This window comes from Amycolatopsis sp. NPDC051061, assembly GCF_040682935.1.
GTDB lineage: Bacteria > Actinomycetota > Actinomycetes > Mycobacteriales > Pseudonocardiaceae > Amycolatopsis.
Genome location: NZ_JBFBBZ010000036.1, coordinates 51,512 through 72,613, shown reverse-complemented (window position 1 = coordinate 72,613; position 21,102 = coordinate 51,512). Strand labels below are relative to the sequence as shown.

Below are 21,102 nucleotides of genomic sequence, written 5' to 3'. Positions count from 1 at the left end.
TCAGGCCTCCGCCGGCTGCTGGGTGTCGTACGGCTTCGCGGCTTGGTACGCGCCCATCGCGAGACCGCCGGCCGTGGAGAACCGGTCGAGGCCCTTGGTCAGCTTCTCCATCGCCTCCATCAGCTTGGCCAGCCGGCCGCCTTGGCGCGCGAAGCCTTCGAGGAGCTTGCTGATCTTGCCCGCGATCTTCGACGCCGTCGCCGCGGCGCGCGCCGAGGCCACCCCGCAGAACGCGGCGATCGAGCCGCCGAACGTGACCACCGCCGAGGCGGCCGCGATCAGCGCGTCACGGATCAGCTCGGCGATCACCGACGAGATGAGCCCGAAGACGATGCCGCGCAGCGTGCAGACGAGCATGCCGGAGATGCCCGCGACCGCGGCGGTCCCGTCGAGCGTCTTGCCGAGGGACTCCAGCTCCTCGGCCATCTTCGTGAGGCTGTCGCGGTAGGCGTCGGCGGCCTGGCCGGTCCATTCGGCGACGCTGCGGAGGTCGTCGCGGTGCTCCTGGGCGAGCGTGTGCATCTCGGCCGCGGCGGACTTGAGCTGGTCGACGTTGGCGTTGATCTCGTCGGGGTTGCCGAGCAGCGCGTCGAGCGGCTCGCGCAGGAAGCTGATGTGTTCCAGCAGCCAGCCGACGCCGGCGTTGAGGACGGCGCCGAGCGGGTCGATCACGGCGCCGACGGTGTCGACGACCGCGCCGGCGGCGCTGACGGCGACCCCGAGGACGTGTTCGCCTTCGGACTCGGAGTCCGATTTGATCGAGTCGACGAGCCCGGCGTAGGTGTCGACGATGCCGGCACCCGAGGTAGCGGTGGTCATGGTTTCGGTCCCCTCAGTCCCGGCGCATGAACGTGTTGTCCCCGAAGTCGTCATCGTCGTCGCGCGGCGGCCTCGGCGGGCGGCGGACCGGCGGTGGCGGCGGCGGGGTTTCCGGCTCGTCGTGCTGCCAGAGCCGGCGTTCCTGCGACGGCTCGGGCGCGACCGGCTCCTCGGGCTCCTCCGGCGGCACGTAGCCGGTGACCATGTGCATCGCCTCGGTGTCCCCGCCCAGCGGCGCGAAGGCGGCGGCGACGTTGACGGCGGCACCGCGCTGCGCCTTGCGCGCGAGCTTGAGGATCTCTTCGGCGAGCTTGGCCCCGGACTTGCCGGTCAGCGCCGAGTCGGTGAGCTGCAGCTCGGTGAGTGAGCCGTTCGGCGCGACGCCCACGCGGATGGTGCCGTCGGGCGACGCGACGGTCGTCCCGGAGGCCTCCAGCCCGGCCCGGAACTCTTCCACCTTCTCACGCACGTCGGCGATCTTCGTTTCGAAGTTCGCCAGCCATTCCTCAGGGGTCATCGTCGCCTCCGCGGTCTCCGACGCGCAGCGAAGGTTACGGGTTCCACGTCCGGCTCGAACGAGAAACGGCCCCGGTCGCCCGGGGCCGTTTCGCCGTTGTCCGTTATTCGCCGATGACCGGCGGGGCGGTGCGCAGGTCGGTGCCGAAGACCTCGTCGGGGTCACCCTCGACCAGGTACGTCGGGCGCGAGTGCTCCGTGTCCTCGTCGCCCTCGCCCTTCTGGCCGCGGCCCATGCCGCCGCCGCCCATGCCGCTGCCGCGGCCGCCCGCGCCACCCGAGCCGAGGCCGCCCATCCCGCGTCCCGCGGCCGCTTCGGCCGCGCCGATGCCGCCCGGCCGGGCCGCGCCCGAGGCGGAACCCGCACCCGTCGAGCTGCCCGCACCGCCCGAGCCGCCGGGACCGAAGCCACCGCCGGCCCCGCGGCCGCCGCCGACCTTGGAGTTGTAGGCCTCGTCGCCGCCGAAGTTCATGCCGCCGCCCATGGGCATGGGACTCATCGGCGGCATGCCGCCGAAGGACTGGTTCGGGTTCGACGCCGACCCACCCGGGACCGAACCCGGCGTGAAGCCGGACGGCGTGGTGGTGCCGGCCGGGAGCAGGCCCGCGCCGGTGGTCGAACCGGGCCCGGAGATGTGCGGCGTGATGTCGGGGCCGGGGATGTTGCCGGTGGTGAAGTTGGTGCCGCCCCCCGGATTGGTCCCCGTGTTCGAACCCGGCACGTCGACGCTGGACGGGGTGTTGATGCCGTTCTTGTCCCCGGTCCCGTTGGGGTCGCCGGTGCCGCCACCGGTGCTGAAGCTGGGCGGCGGCGCGAAGGCGGGCTGCTTCGACGCGGCCTGGTAAAGGTTCTTGTCGTAGGCCGACATGACGCCGGCGGCCTCGTCGTGCGCCGCCTGGCTGTCCTTCTGCTTCTGGAGGGACTTGTCGACGTTGTCCGGCAGGCTGAAGGGATTCGACGTCGCCCAGGACTTGAACTCGTCGCCCCAGGAGAACGGGATGGGGGCCGGCATGGAGTTCTTCGCCGTGGAGGCCGCCTGGCCCTGGTCGTAGATGGTCTCGGACGCGAGCTTCGCGTTCTGCGAGTTGGCGTCGGACCACGTGCCGAGGCTGGTGAAGTACTGCTGCGCGTTGGTCGCCGCGGTGCCTTCCCAGGTGCCCTTGGAGGCGTTGACCGCGGTGTTCATCGAAGTGGCGAACTTGTCGAAGACCTGGTGGACCTGGTGGTACGCGGTCGAAACGTCGGAAACCTGCTCGACGTTGAGGTTGCTCTCGAGGAACGCCTGCAGCTGCGTGTGGTCGGTTCCCTTGTAGTCCGCGTTCGGCGCGTTCAAGCCGGTGACGTACTCGACGTCACGGCCCTTGGTGGCTTCGGCGACGTTCTTGTCGCCCATCTCCTGGGACTGGTTCTTGGCTTTCTGCTGGGCCACCCACTGCTGGAGCGGCCCGAAGAGCCAGTTACCCGGGTCGACACCCTCGTCGGCCTTCTTCTGCAGGTAGGCGTCGCGCTCGGCGGGTGCCATGTCCTGCACTTGCTGGGGCGTCTTGTCCGGGGTCTTCGGTGGCGGCCCCTGTCGCGTCGTCATCTGGGTCCCCTATCCCTTCGGCAACCGGGGTTCGACGGCCTTCGTGGCCACTTCCTCGGCGATCTGGCAGGCCTCCTCGGACGACTCGACCGCCGTCACCGCCACGTCCACCCGGGACGAAGCGCCGACGGCCAGACCGAGCGTGCACCCGGGAGCGGCTCCATCCAGCGATTCCTTCGCTTTCCGGCCGTTGATCTCCTTGTCGACCACTCCGCGACCGGTGTCCCGGACTTGGTCGATCGTGGCGTCGTCACGGACGTTCGCGCCGACGACCATGCCCTTGTCACTCGCCGAGGCGATCTTCTTCTGGTAGCTGCACACGCGGGCGCCACCGAGGGTGTCGTTCTCCGGCGGGTTGAACTCGCCGTAGCCGGTCAGATCGCCCGGTTCGAGCAGCGAACAGGGATCGGTGATCGACTGCGTCCCGCCCCCACCCGAGGAAGAGCTCTCCGGCGTGCTCGGCTCGCCGGCCGACGGCGACTGCGCGGGCGACGCCGTTCCACCCTGGGTGGTGGTGCAGCCGGCCAGCAGCGCTCCGCCGGCGACGAGCGGAAGAACGACACGAATGAGGAGTTTCTTCATTACCTCAGGCCTGCTTGGTCCGGAGCGAGGAGAAGGCTTGGTTCTCGGTTTCGTCGTACAGGCCCGCTGCCCGGGCCAGGGCTTCGTCGGCCTGCTGGGCGACCGTCTTGAGCTGGTTCAGCACCGACCGCGCCGAGCCTTCGGCTTCCGTCGCGCCCTTCTGGTCGTGCGTGGCCACAGTCTGCCCGTACGGGTGACTGCCGAGCTGAGGGGCCTGGTCCAGCGCCGCGGCCTTGTAGCCCAGGCCGTCGAGGTCGGTCACCAGGGCGGTCAGCGCGTCGCGAAGGGGCTTGACGCCTTCCGGCGTGATCTTGAAGCCGCCGCCCTTGGCCGCATCGACCAGCTTCTGGGTTTCGGCCGTGACGGCCTGCACCGCGGCACCCATACCGGCAGAGGAGAGCGGGTTGACGATGTCCGACATCGAGCCGCCGCCGCCGTCAGCTAACAACATCGCTGTTCCACCCCGAATCACTCAGCCCAAGCGTGTGCACCCGGAAGTCTACTAGCCGGGCACCCTGCGCCACTGCCGTTCGCCGATCTTCACCTGTGACGCGGGGCGGCGACCGGCGGTTCCCTCAGAACTGGCCTTCGAGCTGCGCGTACAGCTGCTGGGCCAAGCGGGCGTTGTCCGCCGGGGCGTAGGTGACCCAGCGCTGGCCGTCCGCGGCCGCGCGTGACGACATCAACCAGCGGCCGGACGGGGTGTCGAACCAGGCCAGGGGCGGGAACGTGCCACCGCGGGTCTGGGTCGTGAACTGGCCCACGCGCTTCTTCGGCTCCTGGAAGACGCGCTCGATCATCCGGAGCTGCGGGCCGCCGCTGCTCTGGGCACGCGGACCGGTGACACCGGCGAAGGGGTCGTAGGCGTCGTCGCGGCGCTGGTGGCGCGGCTGCTCCGCCGGGCGCGAGATGGTGACCGACTGGCCGGGCGCCGCCGGAGTCAGCGGGAGCAGGTCGACGATCGCCGGGACGATGCCCGTCGGGCGGACCTCCTCGAAGACGATCAGGTTCTCGTCCTGGCGGGCGAGCACCGCGAACTGGCCGTCGGACGCGACGCGGGCGAAGAGGTGACGGTCGCCCAGCTCGGCGGCCGCGTTGATCACCACGCTGCCCCGCACGAACGTGGCCAGCGCCAGCTCGGCGTCCGGGTCGAGGCGGCCGCGGCTCCACAGCCCGCGGCCGGTCAGGTCGCGGACGACGGCGTCGCGGATCATCGCGCGCTGCTCGACGGTCGTGCCGATGTGCGGGACCTCGAACGGCGTCGGCGCGTGGCCGAGGCCCAGCTGCTCCAGCAGGATGTCCACCGCTGCCAGCGACAGCGAGAACGAGTGCGGCATCGCTTCCATCCCCCCGAGGGTTCTTCCGGACTGGGGGAAACGGTAGTGCACCCCGCTCTGCGCCCTCAGCGAACCCGCTTGCCGAGGCAAGATCGCCGCTGGTCCGATGGACGCATGGCCGATCCGAAACCCGCACTCGTGCTGCACCTCGCCACCGGCGGGGAACCGCTGCTGTTCGCACTGACGACCGAAGAATCCGCCAAGCTGACGGGCAGGCTCACCCAGCTCGTGCGGGCCGGCGCGGTCGAGACGGTGACCACCAAGGACCACTCGGAGGTCGCGATCAACTTCGCCCACGTGGCCGCCGCGTACGTCGACGACCTCACCCGGAAGAGCACCGTGTTCGGCATGCACGGCTGAGACGGCGAAGGCCGCCTCACGACGAGCGTGAGACGGCCTTCGGCGACACCGTGGATCAGAGCTTGTACAGGCGCTGCCAGTTCTCGCGCGAGGTCAGCTCCGGCATGGCACGCTTGTACTGCTCCTGCACGCCGGCGCCTTCCTTGCGCAGCCGCTGGACCACCTTCGCGCCGCGCTTGGCCAGGTCGAACATCTTGACCTTGTCGTACGAGCGGACGCGGACGCCTTCCTGGTTCGCGTCCGTCACGACCGCGGTGTCGAACAGGGCAATGTGCCACCAGTTCGCCTCGTCGATCGGCACCGCGCCGAGGCCGAAGCGGCTGCGGCCGAGGACCCGGTCGAGGACGCGCTTGATCAGCACCAGGCGCTGCATGCTGGGCCGCGGCGCGCTGTTGATGATGCCGATGTCGTTGGACGCGATGCCCGGGACGTCGGTCGCCTTGTGGCGCTTGGTCTCCGGGTACTGGTCGCGGATGCGGCGGATCTCCTTCATCGCCTCGACGCCGCCGTCACGCAGGATTTCCGGCCCCTCGAGGAAGTCCTCGACGGCCTTGATCAGCGTCGCCGACAGGCCGTACTGCATGCCCAGCAGGTAGCGCACCAGCTGCGCGAGCAGAACCCGCGAGAGCAGGTTGAGGTTGAACGGCGAGTGCAGCGCCGCCGTGATGATCGAGTTGCGCAGGTTGAAGTACCGGTGCCACTCGTCCCAGTCCTTCATGTGGAAGTCCGCGTGCCACACGCCCGCACCCGGCAGCGTCACGGTCGGGAAGCCGTGCGCGCGGGCGCGGTAGGAGTACTCCGCGTCGTCCCACTGGAAGAAGAACGGCATCGGGTAGCCCGTGGCCTGGACGACCTCGTAGGGGATCAGGCACGACCACCAGCCGTTGTAGCCGGCGTCGAGGCGGCGCTCCTGGCGGTTCGGCTTCAGCGTCTCCTCGTCGACGCCGAGCAGGTCGGCCGTCGTCAGGGAGTGCTCGACCGGCTGGCCGGGCTCGAGCGTGTTGAGCCGGGCGTACTCGGCGCCGACGTGCAGCTGGTTCGGGTGGAACAGGTTGAGCATCTGGCCGCCGACGATGATCGGGTTGGCGGCGCGGTTGGAGAACGCCGTCATCCGGATCACCAGGTCCGGCTCCAGCAGCACGTCGTCGTCCATGAACAGGACGTTCGCGTGCTCGGTGGCGGTGTGCCCGGCCACCTCGAAGAGGCCGCGGGTGAAGCCGCCGGCGCCGCCGAGGTTCGGCTGCTTGATGTAGTGCAGCTTGTCGGCGAGGTCCTTCGCGACCTGCTCGAACCCGTCGCGGGACTCGACGAGGTCGGTGCCCTGGTCGGCGACGTAGATCGCGTCCAGGGTCTCCAGCGACGAGACGTCCGCGGCCAGGGCCTGCAGGTTCTTCAGGCAGTCGTCGGCGCGGTTCATCGTGCAGATGGTCACCGCGGTCGGGCGGATCTTCTCCGGGGCCTCGACCGTCCAGCGGACCTGCTCGACGCGCAGCGTCTGGCCGCCCTCGGTCTCGAGGTCCAGCCAGAGCGCGCCGCCGTCGTAGAACTTGTCCAGCGGCGAGGTCAGCGTCACCTTCGCCTGCTTGGCGTCCGCGACCTGCTCGGCGGCGACGGCGCGGGGCTCGCCCTCGACGTCGGACGCGCCCATCGACAGCAGGCCCGTGCCGGTGACGACGGCCTCGACCGAAACCTCGGTCACCGTCGACCAGCGCTGCCAGTAGCTGGCCGGGAACCGGCCGAAGTACGTGTTGCCCGACACCTTGGAGGCGGGCTCGAGGGTGATCACCGCACGCTCCCGCACGGCCGCGCCCCACTCGAGCTCGGCGTAGAGGTCCTTGCTGACGATCGGCGCCGGACCGGCGTAGAGACCGCGCTGCGCCGTCAGGCGACCCTGCGGAGTGTGCTCGGTGAACCGCGTCTCGGCGGCCGCGCCGGCTTGGGTGGTCGGCGCCGGGGTGGCTGTTTTACCGGGCATGAAGTTCCTCAGTTCTCCTCAGTCGACGGGGCTTCGCGGAAGACGACCCACTTGAGCATCACGAAATTGATCACCGTGGCCGTGGCCTGCGACACGGCCCAGCACAGGGTGTGCTGCCACGCGGACTCCGGCAGCACCTGCAGCATCAGCTGGTTCACCCCGACCGCGACGAAGAACGTCACGGTGTAGAGCAGGACGAACGAGCCGACCTGGGCCTTGCCGTCGCGGCGCCCGCCGGAGAAGGTGAACTTGCGGTTCAGGAAGAACGCCGTGGTGGTGCCCACGATGAAACTGATAGCGCGAGCGACGTCGACCCACGGTGAAGTGGCCATCCCGGCGACCTGGGTCAGCAGGGTATACGTGCCCAGGTCGACCAGGGCGCAGAAGCCGCCGATCAGGGCGAAGCGAATGAGCTGCCCCAGCAGTCCGATGGAGGACGGCTGAGCACCTGCGATGTCGGCTTGCGGATCGGTCGCCACCACTGCATTACCTCGTTGCCTGAGTCATGGTCACCCGCGCGGGCGCTTGTGCCTTGATGCGCAAAGTGTAGAAGCGAGCACTTCAGGGTCACGTTCCGGGCGTCGTTCGGCGTGGCTACCCTGGTCGGGTGACCCAAGCACCCGAGACACAGCGTCGCACGCTCACGGGCTGGGCGCGGACGTCACCGACCATCGCCGACGTGCTCCGCACCGAGGACGTCGAGGTCATCGCACGCGCCGTGGCCCAGGCCGGCGAGCGCGGCGTGATCGCGCGCGGCCTCGGCCGGTCCTACGGCGACCCGGCGCAGAACGCGGGCGGCCTCGTCGTCGACATGACCGCGCTGAACCGGATCCACTCGATCGACCCGGACAGCGCCCTCGTCGTGCTCGACGCCGGGGTGAGCCTCGACCAGCTGATGCGCGAGGCGCTGCCGTACGGCCTGTGGGTCCCGGTCCTGCCCGGCACGCGCCAGGTCACCATCGGCGGCGCGATCGCCAACGACATCCACGGCAAGAACCACCACAGCGCGGGCAGCTTCGGCAACCACGTCGTGTCGATGGACCTCGTCACCGCGGACGGCAAGGTCCGCACACTGACGCCGGAGGGCCCGGACGCCGAGCTGTTCTGGGCGACCGTCGCCGGCATCGGCCTGACCGGGATCATCGTCCGGGCCACGATCCGGATGAAGAAGACCGAGACCGCGTACTTCTGCGTCGACGCGGACCGCACGGCGAACCTGGACGAGACGCTCGGGCTGTTCACCGACGGCTCGGACCTCGGCTACGACTACTCGATGTCGGTGCCGGACCTGATCTCCTCCGACGGCCGGCTCGGCCGGGCCACCTTCTCCCGCGGCTCGCTGGCGACCGTGGACCAGCTGCCGCCGAAGCTGCGCAGCGAGCCGTTGAAGTTCGACGCGCCGCAGCTGCTGACGCTGCCGGACGTCTTCCCGAACGGCTTGGGCAACAAGCTCACGTTCGGCCTGATCAACGAGCTGTGGCAGAAGACGGTGCCCAAGAAGGGCGCGCGCGGCAAGATCCAGAACCTGACGCAGTTCTACCACCCGCTCGACATGATCAGCGAGTGGAACCGCGCCTACGGTTCGAAGGGCTTCCTGCAGTACCAGTTCTCGGTGCCGTTCGGCGCGGAAGACCAGCTCAAGGCCATCTGCCGCAAGATCTCGACGTCGGGAAACTACTCGTTCCTGAACGTCCTCAAGCGGATGGGCGACGCGAACCCCGCGCCGATGTCGTGGCCGTCGCCGGGCTGGATGCTCAGCGTCGACTTCCCGATCAAGGACGGCCTGGGCCGCTTCTGCACGGAGCTGGACGAGGACGTGCTCGCCGCGGGCGGGCGGCTGTACACCGCGAAGGACTCGCGCACCTCGCCCGAGACGTTCGCGAAGATGTACCCGCGCCTCGAAGAGTGGCGCAAGGTGCGCGCCGCCGTTGACCCCGAAGGCGTTTTCGCCTCTGACATGAGCCGGAGGCTCGAGCTGTGATCGACGCTGTTGGCAACCCCCAGTCCCTGCTGCTGCTCGGCGGCACGTCCGACATCGCGCTGGCGATCGCCGAGAAGTACCTGGCCGAGAAGCCGCTGCGGGTCGTGCTCGCGGCACGCCCCTCGCCGCGGCTCGACGCGGCCGCGCAGCGCCTGAAGGACAAGGGCGCCGAGGTCGCGACCGTGGACTTCGACGCGAAGGACCTGGCCTCGCACCCCGGCGTGCTGGACAAGGCGTTCGAGGGCGGCGACGTCGACGTCGCGGTCGTGGCGTTCGGCCTGCTCGGCGACCCCGAAGAGCTCTGGCAAGACCACGCGAAGGCGGTCGAGGCGGCGACGGTGAACTACACCGCCGCGGTGTCCGTCGGCGTCGCGCTGTCGGAGAAGCTCAAGACCCAGGGCCACGGCACGGTGATCGCGCTGTCGTCGGTGGCCGGCGAGCGCGTCCGGCGGTCGAACTTCGTCTACGGCTCGACCAAGGCCGGCTTCGACGGCTTCTTCCTGGGTCTCGGCGAGGCCCTCGCGCCGCACGGCGTGCAGGTGACGGTCGTCCGGTCGGGCCAGGTCCGCACGAAGATGACCGACGGCCTGAAGGACGCCCCCCTGACCCAGAACGCCGACCAGGTCGCCGAGCAGGCCGTGGCGGCCGCGCGCGCGGGCAAGGACCTGATCTGGGCGCCGGCGCCGTTCCGCCTGGTGATGTCGGCCCTGCGGCACGTCCCGCGGCCGATCTTCCGCAAGCTCCCGATCTGACACCTCCACCCGGAGGTTGAGGCGGAGTTCCATCCGGGCCCGGTCCGCACGCCGATGTGCCGGTCTGCTCGTCGAAACAGACTGTCACCATGACAACTACGACGAGCAAACGCGCGGGGCTCACGATGCTGCTCCGCGACGTCGCGCTCCCGATGGCCCTGTACTACGTCCTGCGCTCCTTCGACGTCGACGCGGTGTGGGCGCTGCTGGCCGGCGCCGTGCTGCCGGTGCTGCGGACCGGCTACGTCCTGGCGCGGCACCGGCGGATCGACCCGGTCAGCGCGTTCGTGCTGGCCGTCCTGCTGGTCAACGGCGCGGTGGCGGTGTTCTCCGGCGACCCCCGGCTGCTGCTCGTCCGCAGCGCCTGGATCACGTTGCCGTTCGGCGTGGTCCTGCTGGGAAGCCTGCTCATCGGTCGCCGGCCGCTCCTGTTCCGGGCGGCGTGCACCTTCCAGCCGGCCCGCGCCGACGACCTCGAGCGGCGGTGGGGCGTCTCCGCGCCGTTCCGGCAGCGGTGGCGTTCGGTGACGCTCTGGTGGGGCGCCGGGTGCGTCCTGCTGGCCTGCGCCGTCGTGGTGATGGCGTTCACGCTGCCGGTGGACGTCGTGCCGTTCCTCGAGACCGCGCTGACCATCGGGAGCGTGGTGCTCGGCGTGAAGCTCACGCGGCAGCGGATGAGCATCCACCGGACGGTTGATGCGTAATAGCCGGCTCGACGATGGTCCGGACGGCGCGGATCACGAATGCTCGAAGCATGCTCGGCACGCTGCTCTGCGACATCGCCGCCCCGGTCGGCGGCTACTACCTGCTGCGGGCGTTCGACGTGGCCCCGATCTGGGCGCTGACGCTGAGCGGCCTGCCGCCGGCGCTGCGGGTGCTGTACCTGGGGGCGCGGCACCGGCGGGTCGACGGCATGGGCGTGTTCGTGCTGGCCATCGTGGCGATCGGGTTCGCGACGTCGCTGCTGACCGGAGACGCGCGGCTGCAGCTGGTCCGCGGCGCGTGGTTCAGCGTGCTCATCGGCGGGTGGATGCTGGCGAGCCTGCGGATCGGCCGCCGCCCGACGACGTACCAGGCGACGCTGGCGTTGCTCCCGGGCCGGGCTTCGACGCTGGAAGCCCGCTGGGCGGACACGCCGTCGTTCCGGCGGGTCTGGTGGGTGCTGACGATCGTGTGGGGCGTCGGCGGGCTGCTGCACAGCGCGGGGAGCATCGCGATGGCGTACACGCTGCCGGTGGACGTGGTGCCGGGGCTGGACACGGCGTTGTCGATCGGGAGCTTCGTGGTGCTGCAGGTGATCACGCAGGTGCTGCTGGCCCGGGAGGGGACGATGACCCGGGTGTTCCGCGGCCGGGATCAGCTGCCGGCCGCGTGAGCCGGCATCAGGTACAGGTTCTGGGTGCCCATCCACGGTGAGTCGATCCGCCAGCTGGCCAGCGCCGTCGGGGGCGGGGTGCGCCGCGTCGTCGCCAGGACCAGATCGGGGCTGATCGGGGCGACGCTGTGGTCGAAGTTGTGGAAGTTGGCCTCCAGCAGCGCGCGGCCGAGGTCGCCGCTGCGGCGTTTCGTCTCCGCGATCGCCGGGTCGACCGCGCCGCGGTCGGAGAACTCGTCCACCAGCTCGCAGTCGCACGCGTACGCGAGCGCGCCGACTTCGCCGGCCGTCTCCACCTTGCGGCCGTGAGCGATCGAGGCCAGTTCCTGGCCGATCTCGCGGTACTCCGTCGTCGACGCGTGGTTGCTGGTGATCGGCGCGAACTGACGCGGGAGGCCCGGCAGCGCGTACACGACGAGGCTCGCCACGAGGACTCCGCCGGCCAGCGTCCACGTCGCGCGGCGGAGGCGCTCCGGCACCGCGCACGCGCACGCCGCCAGGAAGATCGTCGCGCCGATGATGCTGGGCGCGTAGTACCAGTGGTACGGCGGCACGCCGAGTTGGCTGTACGCCAGGTAGTGCAGGGCGCCCGCGAGAGCCAGCGCCGCGAACGGCGTCAGGCGGCGGGCGAGCTCGGAACCGCGGCGGTACCGGACGAACCACGCCACGCCCACCACGCCGGCGAGCGGCAGCGGCAGGAACGACAGCGCGGCCTCGGCCGGGAAGTTGCGCCAGTACAGGAGCGGGCCGTTGGTGAAGCTGAACGGCCCCCACGACTGCTGGCTGATCTTGATGACGAGCGTGTCCGGCACGGCCGAGCCGAGCACGAACCAGCTGAACCCGAACCACGGCAGCGTCACGGCGAGGGCGGCGAACGCCGTGCGCCAGATGCCGGTCCAGAACTCGCGGCGGGCCGCGAACAGCACCGCCGCGATGAGCAGCAGGTCGATCCGGACGAGCGCGAGCAGCCCGATCACGACGCCGAGCCGGCCGGCCTTGCGCTCCCCCGCGTAGACCAGCGTCCAGACGACACCGGTGGCGCCGAGCGCGACCTCCAGCCCGACCGACGACAGCAGCAGCGGGTTGACCAGCAGCAACGCGAACGTCACCGGCGCGAACGGCGCCGGCAGCCCGGTGCGCTCGCCCAGCCGGCGCAGGCCGAGGACGAGCAGCACCTGCGCGGCGACGAACACGATCCCGGCGGCCAGCACGGCGTCGCGGACGAAGAACGTGACGGCGGCCAGGGCCAGGACGTTCAGCGGCGACGTCGCGGTGTTCGCCGTCCCCTGCTCGATCAGGCCCCAGTGGGCGTGGAAGGCGAGGTTCTTCGCGTAGGACAGCGTGATGTAGGTGTCATCGATGAGATGGCTGCTGACCAGGGCGAACACCAGCGCGGAAGCCGCCGCGGCCCCCGTCGGCAGGGCCCACGAGCGGGCAAGGGGCACGGCCGCCGGCAGCGCACCGGCGGTCCTCGAGAGTTCTGCGGAGGCGCTTCGCATCTCGAGCACCGTACCCCGCTCGTAATGATTCTGTGATCTGAGCGGGGTAGGGGTGGCTCAGACCACAGCGATCAGATGCCGTTCCCGGAGCCGGAATCACCCGAGTTGCCGGAGTTTCCGCCGCCGCCGCGACCCGGGAAGCCGCGGCCGTCGGGACCCTGGTTGCCGGGGCCGGAGTACTGGCGGTGGATGCCGGGGCGGTCGCCGCGAGGACCGTGCGACGTCGCGGCGGCGATCCCGCCGACGATGCCCCCGCCGATCAGCAGGCCGAGGACGCCGACGGCGACGAGCTGGGTGGCGCGGTGGCCGACGAACCGCCGGAAGCCGCCGGGCTGCCGCGGGGCGGCTTGGGGTGGGCCCCAGGCGCCGTAGGGCCGGCCGGGGCCGGACTGGGAGAGCTGCGGAGTAGGCGGTGCCGGCGGCGGCTGGCCGTGGGCGGCGGTCTGGTCGCCCGCCTGCGCGGCGTTCGGCAACGCCGTGGTGCCGGCGGCCTGGCCCGGCGCGGCGTTCGGCAACGCGGTGGTCGCGGGCTCGCCCTGCGGGCTCTGCGCGGCCGGCTGCTGGGTGGTCGGCTGGTCAGCCGCGGACTGGGCCGTGGGCTGCTCGACGGTCGGGTCGCCGGCCCCTTCCGGGGCCTTCTCCTCGCGCGGCTGGTCGTTCATCGTGGCTCCTGTGGTCACGGGGACGGGCGACTGCCCGCCCCCACCACCTCAGGGTGCGCCGCTCAGCTGTGCGTCACCTGAAACGAACCTGTCGATCCGCCATGAGTCACAGGTAGAACGAGAGGAACAGCGTGGCCACCCAGGTCGCGCCGAGCACTTGCAGCACGCGGTCCTTGAGCGCGATCTCCTCGGGCTCGCCCGCGATGCCGCCGTCGACGTCGACCGCGTACCGCAGCACCGCCACCACGAACGGCACCATCGAGATGAGCGCCCACACCGAGTTGTGCTCGGTCTGCCGGATCTCGAACGCCCACAGGCAGTACGACATGATCAGGATCGCCGCCGACGTCGCCCAGACGAACCGCAGGTAGCTGGCCGAGTACTTCTTCAGCGACGACCGGATCTTCGCACCCGTGCGCTCGAACAGCATGATTTCCGCGTAGCGCTTGCCCGCCACCATGAACAGCGAGCCGAACGCCGTGACCAGCAGGAACCACTGCGAGAGCGCGAGGCCGCCCGCGACACCGCCGGCGATCGAGCGCATCAGGAAGCCCGAGCCGACGATGGCCAGGTCGACCACCGGCTGGTGCTTCAGGCCGAAGCAGTAGCCGAGCTGGACGGCCTCGTAGACGCCCAGCACGATCGCCAGCTGCCAGCTCGCGAAGAACGACACGCCGAGACCGGCCAGGAAGAACACGACCGCGGCCCCGTACGCGACGGGGACCGGCACGATCCCGGCCGCGATCGGCCGGTTCCGCTTGGTCGGGTGGGCCCGGTCGGCCTCGACGTCGACGGCGTCGTTGATGAGGTAGACCGAGCTCGCCACCAGCGAAAAGGCCACGAAGGCGACGATCGCGTCGAGCAGGAGGCCCGTGCGGTCGGTCGACTTCGAGAACGCGAAGAACGGGGCCGCGAAGACCAGCACGTTCTTCACCCACTGCCGCGGCCGCGCCGTCTTGATGACGCCGCCGGCGAGGCCCAGCGGCCCGCGTGCCGCGGTCACCGGCGAAGCCTCCGCCGCCTCCTCGGTCACCGGGGTCTCCGGTGCCTCGGGAGTCACGGCCGCATCGTCGCTGTTGCGCTGCTCGGTCGTCTCGCTCATGGGTTCTTCTTCAGCTTCCGTCGTATCAGACCACCGACGAGCCCCCCGAGGGCCGCACCGGCCAGAACGTCTGTCGGATAGTGAACGCCGAGCACGAGCCGCGAGGCGAGCATCGGCGGTACCAGGGCGGGCACCAGGTTACGCCCGGTCAATCCGGAGTAGAGCACCGCCGCCGCCGTCGTGGACGTCGCGTGCGACGACGGGAAGCTCAGCTTGCTCGGCGTGCCGACCAGCACCTCAACGCTCGGGTGGTCCGGCCGCGGCCGCCTGACCACGCGTTTCACCGCGATGGACGCCGCGTGCGCCCCGACCACCCCGGCCGAGGCGACCAGCCAGTCCTTGCGTCGCTTCTTGTCGACCGCGGCGCCGATCAGGCCGAGGCTGAACCAGCCGATCGCGTGCTCGCCGAAGTGCGACATGCCGCGCGCGGCTTTCACCGAAACGTCACTCTTCAGAAAGCCCTGCGCCTTCGCCAGGACCGCCACCTCTCCGGTGGGCTGCCCCTTCTCAAGCATCGAGGGACCCGTCGAGCGGCGCGCCGTCGGTCAGGTGCGGGGCGATCTTGTTGTCGAACGCCGAGAGCGCCGACCCGATGGCCATGTGCATGTCGAGGTACTTGTAGGTGCCCAGCCGGCCGCCGAACAGCACGTTCTTCTCGCGCGCCTCGGTCTTGGCCAGCTCGCGGTAGGCCTCGAGCTTCTCGCGGTTCTCCGGCGTGTTGATCGGGTAGTACGGCTCGTCTTCCTCGGTCGCGAAGCGCGAGAACTCGCGGAAGATGACCGTCTTGTCCTTCGGGTAGTCCCGCTCCGGGTGGAAGTGGCGGAACTCGATGATGCGGGTGTAGGGCACTTCCTGGTCGTTGTAGTTGACGACCGAGGTGCCCTGGAAGTCACCGGTCTCGGCGACCTCGGACTCGAAGTCGACGGTGCGCCAGGTGAACCGGCCCGCCGAGTAGCCGAAGTAGCGGTCCAGCGGCCCGGTGTAGACGGTCGGGGTGCCCGCCGGGATGTGCTCGCGCACGTCGAAGTAGTCGACGTTCAGCCGGATCTCGATGTTCTCGTGCTCGGCCATCTTCTCGAGCCACGCGGTGTACCCGTTGACGGGCAGGCCCTCGTAGGTGTCGTTGAAGTACCGGTTGTCGAAGTTGTAGCGGACCGGCAGGCGCGTGATGATGTTCTCCCCCAGGTTCTTGGGGTCGTTCTCCCACTGCTTCGCGGTGTACCCGCGGATGAACGCCTCGTAGAGGGGACGGCCGACCAGCGAGATGGCCTTTTCCTCGAGGTTCTGCGCGGCCGAGGTCTCGAACTCCGACGACTGCTTGGCGATCAGCTCGCGTGCCTCGTCCGGCGTGTGCGACTTGCCGAAGAACTGGTTGATCAGGCCCAGGTTCATCGGGAACGAGTAGACCTGGTCCTTGACCCGCGCGAAGACGCGGTGCTGGTAGTTCGTGAACCCGGTGAACCGGTTCACGTACTCCCAGACGCGCTTGTTCGACGTGTGGAACAGGTGCGCGCCGTACTTGTGCACCTCGATCCCGGTCTCGGGCTCGGCCTCGGAGTACGCGTTGCCGCCCAGGTGGCTGCGTCGCTCGAGGATGAGGACCTTCTTGCCCAGCTCGGCCGCGGCCCGTTCGGCAACGGTCAGGCCGAAGAAACCGGACCCGACGACGACGAGGTCGTAACCTGCGAAATCGTCTTCAGTAATCTGTGCGGGGTTCGTGTGCGCGCTCACGGGCGTCGAGGGTACGGGGGTCGCTGACCCGGCTCGCACCCGACTATCACATTTCGGCCTACGACACACCTGGAAAGCAGTGCCTGCACCCGAGGACTTCTGGAGCTACTTCGCCGCAGTGGCCACTTATCTGGCCGTACTGGCGGTGCCTGGCGGCATCGTGGGCCGGGCGGCCGGTGTCCGCGGCTGGGCGCTGGCCGGGCTCGCGCCGCTGCTCAGCTACGCCATCACCGGCCTGGCCGGCCCCTGGCTGGCGATCGTGCACGTGCCGTACGGCCCGCTGAGCGTCGCCGTCTGCACCCTGCTGCTCGCCGCCGTGCTCTACGGCCTTCGCCGGCTCTCGATCGCGCGCGGCTGGATGACGCCGGGCGCCGAGGAGCCGCCGCACCCGTGGACGCGCCGGGCGCACCTGGCCGTGGGGGCCTGCGTCGCGGTTGCCACGGCCGTGTCGATCGCCGTGGTGGTCACCGGCCGCGGCGGGACGACCGCGGTGTTCCAGCGCTGGGACACCGTCTTCCACGCGAACGGCATCCGCTACATCGCCGAGACCGGCGACGGCTCCCTGACCGGCATGGGCACCATCAACTGGTACCCCGACGGCTCCTTCTACCCGAACGCCTACCACCTGGTCGGCGCCCTGGTCTACCAGCTGTCCGGGACGTCGGTCCCGGTCACGCTCAACGCCGTCACGATGCCGATCGCCGGGCTGTTCGCGCTGGCCATGGTCGCGCTGGTGCGCCAGCTCGGCGGCCGCGCGGTGTTCGCCGGCTGCGTGGCGCTGGTCGCGGGCGGCGCGACGACCGGGGCGTACGAGTCGGTGTCGAGCGGGCTGCTGCCGTTCGCGCTCGGCATCGTGCTGACGCCGCTGGCGGTGGTCGCGCTGCAGCGGTTCGTCGTGCGGCCGGGCGTCGACACCGGCGCGGTGCTGGCGCTGAGCGCCACCGGCCTGCTCGCCGCCCACTCGAGCGCGTTGTTCGGGGCGCTCCTGTTCGCGTTCCCCGTGGTGGTGCAGCGCTGGTACCGGGCGCTGCGCCGACGCCCGATCGACGGCGTGCCCGAGGGCCGCGCGGCCTGGCGGGTGGCCGTCGGCGACGTCCTGCGGATGGTTCCGGTGATGGTGGCGGCGGGCGTACTGGCCGCGCCGATGATCCTCGGCGCGCTCACCTTCACGTCCGGGTCGTACCCGTACCACCCCTGGGGCTCCCACATGGCGGTGTGGAAGGCCCTGGCGATGCTGGCGACGTTCAAGCAGGTCCTGCCGGTGCCGCAGATCTGGCTGACGGTGTTCCTGGCCCTCGGCGTGTTCACGCTGGGCCGGCTGCGGCGGATGCGCTGGGTGGTGCTCTCGGCGATCGGGCTGTCCACGCTGTTCGTCCTGGTCGCGTGCTTCGGCGGCGAAGACTGGGTGATCAGCCTGTCGCGGCCCTGGTGGAACGACCGGTTCCGGCTGATGGCGCTGGCGGCGATCCCGATGTGCCTGCTCGCCGCGCACGGGATGAGCGAGGCCCAGCAGTGGCTGGCGAAGGTCGCGAGCGGCCGCGCCTGGGTGCGCGCGCGGCCGTGGCTGACCGGCCGGGTCGGGCTGGCGACGGCGGTGCTGCTGGTCGTCGCGATGGGCGTGCTGACCGGCGGGTTCTACCGCGCGGCCAACGCCAAGACCGTCTCGCTGCTGTACTACAACGGCCTGCCCGGCGAGACCGTCCCGCCGGTCAGCCAGGACGAGATCGACGCGATGGACCACCTCGGCACGCTGGGGATCCCCGCCGACCAGAAGGTGCTCAACGACCGCATGGACGGCACGGCGTGGATGTACGCGCTCACCGGCGTGCACCCGGTGGCCGGCCACTACGACGCGGGGATCGCTCCCCCGGACGCGCTCTACCTGGCGCTGCACTTCGGCGACTACGACAGCGACCCGCAGGTGCGCGCGGCCACGCGGCGGCTGAACATCCACTACGTGCTGGTCGGCAGCGGCACCATCCGGCGGGACACGCCGATCGCGCCGGGGCTGCAGCACCTCGACGGGCACGATTTCGTCAAGCAGGTCTACCGGAACCCGGGTGCGGTGATCTACCGGATCGTGAAGTAGCCCGGCAGGACAAAGCCCTCGTGGCCGCGGCGCCCCGTGCCGCGGCCACGAGGGCCCTCCGTCCCCCAACCACCCCCCGGGGTGATCTCTGACGTCTGCTGTGAAGGACGCCCGGGGAACGGCAATCGGTTTCCCGCCGACCCGGATGTCACCCGTTCGGCGTAACGATCAGCCGGCGTGGAGCTCCGGGAGCACGTCGCTCGCCACCTGCTCCAGCACCGCTTCGCGGCCTTCGTACGGCGACGACGACCGCGGCCAGTGCGCGATGATGTCGGTGAAGCCCAGCTCACCCGCGCGGCCGGCAGCGTCGCGGAACGCCTCGACGCTGCTCAGCGAGAAGACCGGGGACGCGTCCAGGCTCAGGTGGCGCTGGATGCTCGCCCGCTCGCGGCCCACCGCGTCCAGCCGCTGGTCGAAGAGCTCGGTGAGCTGCTTGATGCCGCCCCACCAGTCGTCCTCGGTCTTGCCGCCCCGGCCCGTCGTGACCCAGCCCGCGCCGAAGCGCGCCGCCAGGGTCATCGTGCGGGGGCCGTTCGCCGCGACCACGAACGGCAGCCGGGGGCGCTGGACCGTCCCCGGCAGGTTGCGGGCGCCGCGGGCCCGGTAGTACTCGCCGTCGAAGTCGAACTTGTCCGTCATGAGCAGCCCGTCGAGGGCCTCGACGAACTCGGAGAACCGGTCGGCGCGCTGCTTCGCCGTCAGCTCCGGAGCGCCGAGGACCGCGCCGTCGTAGTGCTGGTGGTCGACACCCGCGCCGACGCCCAGGACGAACCGGCCGTCCGAGATGTCGTCGAGGGTGGTCAGCTCGCGCATGAACGGCACGGGGTGCCGCGCGACCGGGGACGCCACGAACGTGCCCAGCCGGATGCGGGACGTCACCATCGCCGCCGCCGTCAGGGTCGGGACCGCGGAGAACCACGGACCGTCGACCAGGTTTCGCCAGCCCAGGTGGTCGTACGTCCAAGCGTGGTCGAAGCCGTATTCCTCGGCGGCGCGCCACTTCGGCTCGGCCGCCCACCAACGATCTTCCGGAAGAATCACGATGCCTACTCGCACACTGCGGAACGTAACAGTGAAGCGAAGCTTCTCCGTTGAGGGTGGTGGTGGGGAGGGAGGCGGAGGTATCGGTAACCACCGACAATCGCTCGGACGGGGACGAGGCCACCCGGACGTGTCAGGGACAATGGCGGGGTGGAGAGACCCCAGTTGATCGCGTCCGACGTCGACGGCACCCTGCTCGGCCCCTCCGAATCCCTCAGCGCCCGCACGATCGCGACCGTCCGCCGGGCGATCGAGGCGGGCGTGCCGTTCGTGCTGGCCAGCGGCCGCCCGCCGCGCTGGATCGCACCGGTGGCCAAGCCCCTCGAGCTGACCGGGTACGCGGTGTGCGCGAACGGCGCCGTCCTGTACGACTGCGGCCGCGAGGAGGTCGTCGCCGTGCACGGCCTGCTGCGGCCGGAATTGCTCCTCGACATCGCGCACGCGCTCGACAAGGCCCTGCCCGGCTGCCGGCTGGCCGCCGAGCGCGTCAGCACCGACGCCGACCACGAAATGCGCAGTTTCGTGATCGAGCCGAAGTACCACAACCCGTGGGGCGACGGCGAGGGCCGGACCGCCCCGCGCGCCGAGGTCCTCGGGCACCCGGCGATCAAGCTGCTGGTCAGCCACATCGGGATGTCGTCCGAGGAGATGGCCGACGCGATCAACGCGCTGTTCGACCGCGACGTCGACGTCACGTACTCGTCGTCGGGCGGCCTGGTCGAGCTGTCCGCGCACGGGATCACGAAGGCGACCGGCCTCGCCGACGTCGCCGAGCGGCTGGACGTCGAGCGCGAGCGGGTGATCGCCTTCGGCGACATGCCCAACGACGTCGAGATGCTCCGCTGGGCCGGCCACGGGGTCGCGATGGAGAACGGCCACCGGGCAGTGCTGGCGGTGGCCGACGAGGTCACCGGCCCGGCCGGCGAGGACGGCGTCGCGCAGGTCCTCGAGCGCTGGTTCTAGCGGCGGTCGAGCTCGGCCGCTTCCTCCGGCGTCGGCGCCGTCCCGCCCAGGTGGGCGGGCAGCCACCAGCGTTCCTCGTCGGAGGCGGGCTGGTCCGGGTACTCGGCCTGGGCGCGGTCGACGAGCGCGCTCATCCGGTCGCGCAGCTCCTTCGTCACGAGGTCCCAGTCGTCGCCCTTCGCCGGGTGCATCGGCTCGCCGATGAGGATCGAGATCGGCACGTGCCGGCGGGTCAGGTCCTTCGGCCGGCCCTTCGTCCAGAGTCGCTGGGAGCCCCACAACGCCATCGGCACGACCGGGACGTTCGCCGCCGCGGCCATCCGGACGGCGCCCGACTTGATCTCCTTGACGGTGAAGGATCGGCTGATGGTGGCTTCGGGGAAGACGCCGACGACCTCGCCGTCCTTCAGCTTTTGGAGGGCCTCGCGGTAGGAGGCGACGCCGGCGGAGCGGTCGACGGAGATGTGGTGCATCCCGCGCATCAGCGGCCCGGCGATCTTGTTGTCGAAGATCTCCTTCTTCGCCATGAACCGCGTCAGCCGCTTGGCCGGGCGCGCGCCGAGGCCGCAGAAGATGAAGTCGAGGTAGCTCACGTGGTTGCACGCGATGACCGCACCGCCGCGGCGCGGGATGTGCTCCGCGCCGTCGATCGTGATGCGGTTGTCCAGTACCCGGAACATCGTCCGGGCCGCGGCGATCACGGGCGGGTAAACCAGGTCAGCCATCCGGCAA

At 70.5% G+C, this 21,102-nt stretch carries 22 protein-coding genes; 7 read left to right on the top strand and 15 right to left on the bottom strand.

Annotated features, from left to right (window positions below; all coding sequences use genetic code 11):
* From AB0N03_RS37080 to AB0N03_RS37055, 6 genes are all read right to left on the bottom strand, one after another.
* A complete protein-coding gene (locus tag AB0N03_RS37080; RefSeq protein WP_364382070.1) occupies nucleotides 1-819 on the bottom strand; it encodes a WXG100 family type VII secretion target in 819 nt (272 codons plus the stop codon).
* Between the two features lie 13 nt (nucleotides 820-832).
* Complete coding sequence (locus tag AB0N03_RS37075) at nucleotides 833-1,336, bottom strand: YbaB/EbfC family nucleoid-associated protein (protein WP_364382067.1); 504 nt, start codon at nucleotides 1,334-1,336, stop codon at nucleotides 833-835.
* A 103-nt stretch (nucleotides 1,337-1,439) separates the two neighbouring features.
* Nucleotides 1,440-2,921: a hypothetical protein gene (locus tag AB0N03_RS37070; RefSeq protein WP_364382064.1), complete on the bottom strand. Its 1,482-nt coding sequence runs from the start codon at nucleotides 2,919-2,921 to the stop codon at nucleotides 1,440-1,442.
* A gap of 9 nt (nucleotides 2,922-2,930) precedes the next feature.
* Nucleotides 2,931-3,503 carry a DUF3558 domain-containing protein gene (locus AB0N03_RS37065; RefSeq protein WP_364382061.1) on the bottom strand — a complete coding sequence of 191 codons (573 nt, stop codon included), beginning with the start codon at nucleotides 3,501-3,503 and terminating at the stop codon, nucleotides 2,931-2,933.
* A 4-nt stretch (nucleotides 3,504-3,507) separates the two neighbouring features.
* Nucleotides 3,508-3,954 (bottom strand): hypothetical protein, encoded by a 447-nt coding sequence (locus AB0N03_RS37060; RefSeq protein WP_364382058.1) that lies wholly within the window; start codon nucleotides 3,952-3,954, stop codon nucleotides 3,508-3,510.
* 124 nt (nucleotides 3,955-4,078) lie between these two features.
* Nucleotides 4,079-4,840: an ESX secretion-associated protein EspG gene (locus AB0N03_RS37055; RefSeq protein ID WP_364382166.1), complete on the bottom strand. Its 762-nt coding sequence runs from the start codon at nucleotides 4,838-4,840 to the stop codon at nucleotides 4,079-4,081.
* Between the two features lie 114 nt (nucleotides 4,841-4,954).
* Between AB0N03_RS37055 and AB0N03_RS37050 the strand changes: the two genes are divergently transcribed.
* The gene (locus AB0N03_RS37050) at nucleotides 4,955-5,200 is read left to right on the top strand and encodes a hypothetical protein (protein WP_364382055.1); all 246 of its coding nucleotides are present in this window, start codon (nucleotides 4,955-4,957) and stop codon (nucleotides 5,198-5,200) included.
* A gap of 55 nt (nucleotides 5,201-5,255) precedes the next feature.
* On the opposite strand, the gene AB0N03_RS37045 is transcribed toward AB0N03_RS37050, so the two are convergent.
* A complete protein-coding gene (locus AB0N03_RS37045; protein ID WP_364382052.1) occupies nucleotides 5,256-7,175 on the bottom strand; it encodes a glycosyltransferase in 1,920 nt (639 codons plus the stop codon).
* Between the two features lie 8 nt (nucleotides 7,176-7,183).
* Nucleotides 7,184-7,657 (bottom strand): GtrA family protein, encoded by a 474-nt coding sequence (locus AB0N03_RS37040; RefSeq protein ID WP_364382049.1) that lies wholly within the window; start codon nucleotides 7,655-7,657, stop codon nucleotides 7,184-7,186.
* A gap of 125 nt (nucleotides 7,658-7,782) precedes the next feature.
* Here AB0N03_RS37040 and AB0N03_RS37035 point away from each other — a divergent pair, with 125 nt between their 5' ends.
* The 4 genes from AB0N03_RS37035 to AB0N03_RS37020 all read left to right on the top strand — a co-directional run bounded on the left by AB0N03_RS37035 (nucleotide 7,783) and on the right by AB0N03_RS37020 (nucleotide 11,283).
* The gene (locus tag AB0N03_RS37035) at nucleotides 7,783-9,156 is read left to right on the top strand and encodes an FAD-binding oxidoreductase (RefSeq protein ID WP_364382046.1); all 1,374 of its coding nucleotides are present in this window, start codon (nucleotides 7,783-7,785) and stop codon (nucleotides 9,154-9,156) included.
* Nucleotides 9,153-9,908 carry a decaprenylphospho-beta-D-erythro-pentofuranosid-2-ulose 2-reductase gene (locus AB0N03_RS37030; protein WP_364382043.1) on the top strand — a complete coding sequence of 252 codons (756 nt, stop codon included), beginning with the start codon at nucleotides 9,153-9,155 and terminating at the stop codon, nucleotides 9,906-9,908. Before AB0N03_RS37035 ends, AB0N03_RS37030 begins: the two co-directional genes overlap by 4 nt.
* Nucleotides 9,909-9,997: 89 nt before the next feature.
* Entirely contained in the window at nucleotides 9,998-10,612 is a 615-nt protein-coding gene (locus AB0N03_RS37025) for a VC0807 family protein (protein WP_364382040.1), read from the top strand.
* A 50-nt stretch (nucleotides 10,613-10,662) separates the two neighbouring features.
* Entirely contained in the window at nucleotides 10,663-11,283 is a 621-nt protein-coding gene (locus AB0N03_RS37020) for a VC0807 family protein (protein WP_364382037.1), read from the top strand.
* On the opposite strand, the gene AB0N03_RS37015 is transcribed toward AB0N03_RS37020, so the two are convergent.
* The 5 genes from AB0N03_RS37015 to glf all read right to left on the bottom strand — a co-directional run bounded on the left by AB0N03_RS37015 (nucleotide 11,265) and on the right by glf (nucleotide 16,277).
* Nucleotides 11,265-12,782 carry a hypothetical protein gene (locus AB0N03_RS37015; RefSeq protein ID WP_364382034.1) on the bottom strand — a complete coding sequence of 506 codons (1,518 nt, stop codon included), beginning with the start codon at nucleotides 12,780-12,782 and terminating at the stop codon, nucleotides 11,265-11,267. The genes AB0N03_RS37020 and AB0N03_RS37015 overlap by 19 nt on opposite strands.
* 71 nt (nucleotides 12,783-12,853) lie before the next feature.
* The gene (locus AB0N03_RS37010) at nucleotides 12,854-13,444 is read right to left on the bottom strand and encodes a hypothetical protein (RefSeq protein ID WP_364382032.1); all 591 of its coding nucleotides are present in this window, start codon (nucleotides 13,442-13,444) and stop codon (nucleotides 12,854-12,856) included.
* A 106-nt stretch (nucleotides 13,445-13,550) separates the two neighbouring features.
* Complete coding sequence (locus tag AB0N03_RS37005; protein WP_364382029.1) at nucleotides 13,551-14,546, bottom strand: decaprenyl-phosphate phosphoribosyltransferase; 996 nt, start codon at nucleotides 14,544-14,546, stop codon at nucleotides 13,551-13,553.
* The gene (locus AB0N03_RS37000; RefSeq protein WP_364382026.1) at nucleotides 14,543-15,061 is read right to left on the bottom strand and encodes a phosphatase PAP2 family protein; all 519 of its coding nucleotides are present in this window, start codon (nucleotides 15,059-15,061) and stop codon (nucleotides 14,543-14,545) included. The genes AB0N03_RS37005 and AB0N03_RS37000 overlap by 4 nt, the downstream gene beginning before the upstream one ends.
* The gene (gene glf / locus AB0N03_RS36995; RefSeq protein WP_364382023.1) at nucleotides 15,054-16,277 is read right to left on the bottom strand and encodes a UDP-galactopyranose mutase; all 1,224 of its coding nucleotides are present in this window, start codon (nucleotides 16,275-16,277) and stop codon (nucleotides 15,054-15,056) included. The genes AB0N03_RS37000 and glf overlap by 8 nt, the downstream gene beginning before the upstream one ends.
* A gap of 79 nt (nucleotides 16,278-16,356) precedes the next feature.
* On the opposite strand from glf, the gene AB0N03_RS36990 reads away from it, so the two are divergent.
* A complete protein-coding gene (locus tag AB0N03_RS36990) occupies nucleotides 16,357-18,366 on the top strand; it encodes a DUF6541 family protein (RefSeq protein WP_364382020.1) in 2,010 nt (669 codons plus the stop codon).
* Nucleotides 18,367-18,534: 168 nt separating this feature from the next.
* On the opposite strand, the gene AB0N03_RS36985 is transcribed toward AB0N03_RS36990, so the two are convergent.
* Nucleotides 18,535-19,422, bottom strand: a complete 888-nt coding sequence (locus tag AB0N03_RS36985; RefSeq protein WP_364382017.1) for an LLM class flavin-dependent oxidoreductase — start codon at nucleotides 19,420-19,422, stop codon at nucleotides 18,535-18,537.
* Between the two features lie 150 nt (nucleotides 19,423-19,572).
* Here AB0N03_RS36985 and AB0N03_RS36980 point away from each other — a divergent pair, with 150 nt between their 5' ends.
* Nucleotides 19,573-20,370, top strand: coding sequence for an HAD family hydrolase (locus AB0N03_RS36980; protein ID WP_364382163.1), 798 nt, complete (start codon nucleotides 19,573-19,575; stop codon nucleotides 20,368-20,370).
* Here the strand turns inward: AB0N03_RS36980 and AB0N03_RS36975 are convergent.
* Nucleotides 20,367-21,095, bottom strand: a complete 729-nt coding sequence (locus AB0N03_RS36975) for a lysophospholipid acyltransferase family protein (protein ID WP_364382014.1) — start codon at nucleotides 21,093-21,095, stop codon at nucleotides 20,367-20,369. The two genes, AB0N03_RS36980 and AB0N03_RS36975, sit on opposite strands and share 4 nt — an antisense overlap.
* Nucleotides 21,096-21,102 lie beyond the last annotated feature (7 nt).

Coding starts and splice junctions, on each gene's coding strand:
- AB0N03_RS37080 (WP_364382070.1), bottom strand. CDS start 819: ATGACCACCGCTACCTCGGGTGCCGGCATCGTCGACACCTACGCCGGG.
- AB0N03_RS37075 (WP_364382067.1), bottom strand. CDS start 1,336: ATGACCCCTGAGGAATGGCTGGCGAACTTCGAAACGAAGATCGCCGAC.
- AB0N03_RS37070 (WP_364382064.1), bottom strand. CDS start 2,921: ATGACGACGCGACAGGGGCCGCCACCGAAGACCCCGGACAAGACGCCC.
- AB0N03_RS37065 (WP_364382061.1), bottom strand. CDS start 3,503: ATGAAGAAACTCCTCATTCGTGTCGTTCTTCCGCTCGTCGCCGGCGGA.
- AB0N03_RS37060 (WP_364382058.1), bottom strand. CDS start 3,954: ATGTTGTTAGCTGACGGCGGCGGCGGCTCGATGTCGGACATCGTCAAC.
- AB0N03_RS37055 (WP_364382166.1), bottom strand. CDS start 4,840: ATGCCGCACTCGTTCTCGCTGTCGCTGGCAGCGGTGGACATCCTGCTG.
- AB0N03_RS37050 (WP_364382055.1), top strand. CDS start 4,955: ATGGCCGATCCGAAACCCGCACTCGTGCTGCACCTCGCCACCGGCGGG.
- AB0N03_RS37045 (WP_364382052.1), bottom strand. CDS start 7,175: ATGCCCGGTAAAACAGCCACCCCGGCGCCGACCACCCAAGCCGGCGCG.
- AB0N03_RS37025 (WP_364382040.1), top strand. CDS start 9,998: ATGACAACTACGACGAGCAAACGCGCGGGGCTCACGATGCTGCTCCGC.
- AB0N03_RS37020 (WP_364382037.1), top strand. CDS start 10,663: ATGCTCGGCACGCTGCTCTGCGACATCGCCGCCCCGGTCGGCGGCTAC.
- AB0N03_RS37015 (WP_364382034.1), bottom strand. CDS start 12,782: ATGCGAAGCGCCTCCGCAGAACTCTCGAGGACCGCCGGTGCGCTGCCG.
- AB0N03_RS37010 (WP_364382032.1), bottom strand. CDS start 13,444: ATGAACGACCAGCCGCGCGAGGAGAAGGCCCCGGAAGGGGCCGGCGAC.
- AB0N03_RS37005 (WP_364382029.1), bottom strand. CDS start 14,546: ATGAGCGAGACGACCGAGCAGCGCAACAGCGACGATGCGGCCGTGACT.
- AB0N03_RS37000 (WP_364382026.1), bottom strand. CDS start 15,061: ATGCTTGAGAAGGGGCAGCCCACCGGAGAGGTGGCGGTCCTGGCGAAG.
- AB0N03_RS36975 (WP_364382014.1), bottom strand. CDS start 21,095: ATGGCTGACCTGGTTTACCCGCCCGTGATCGCCGCGGCCCGGACGATG.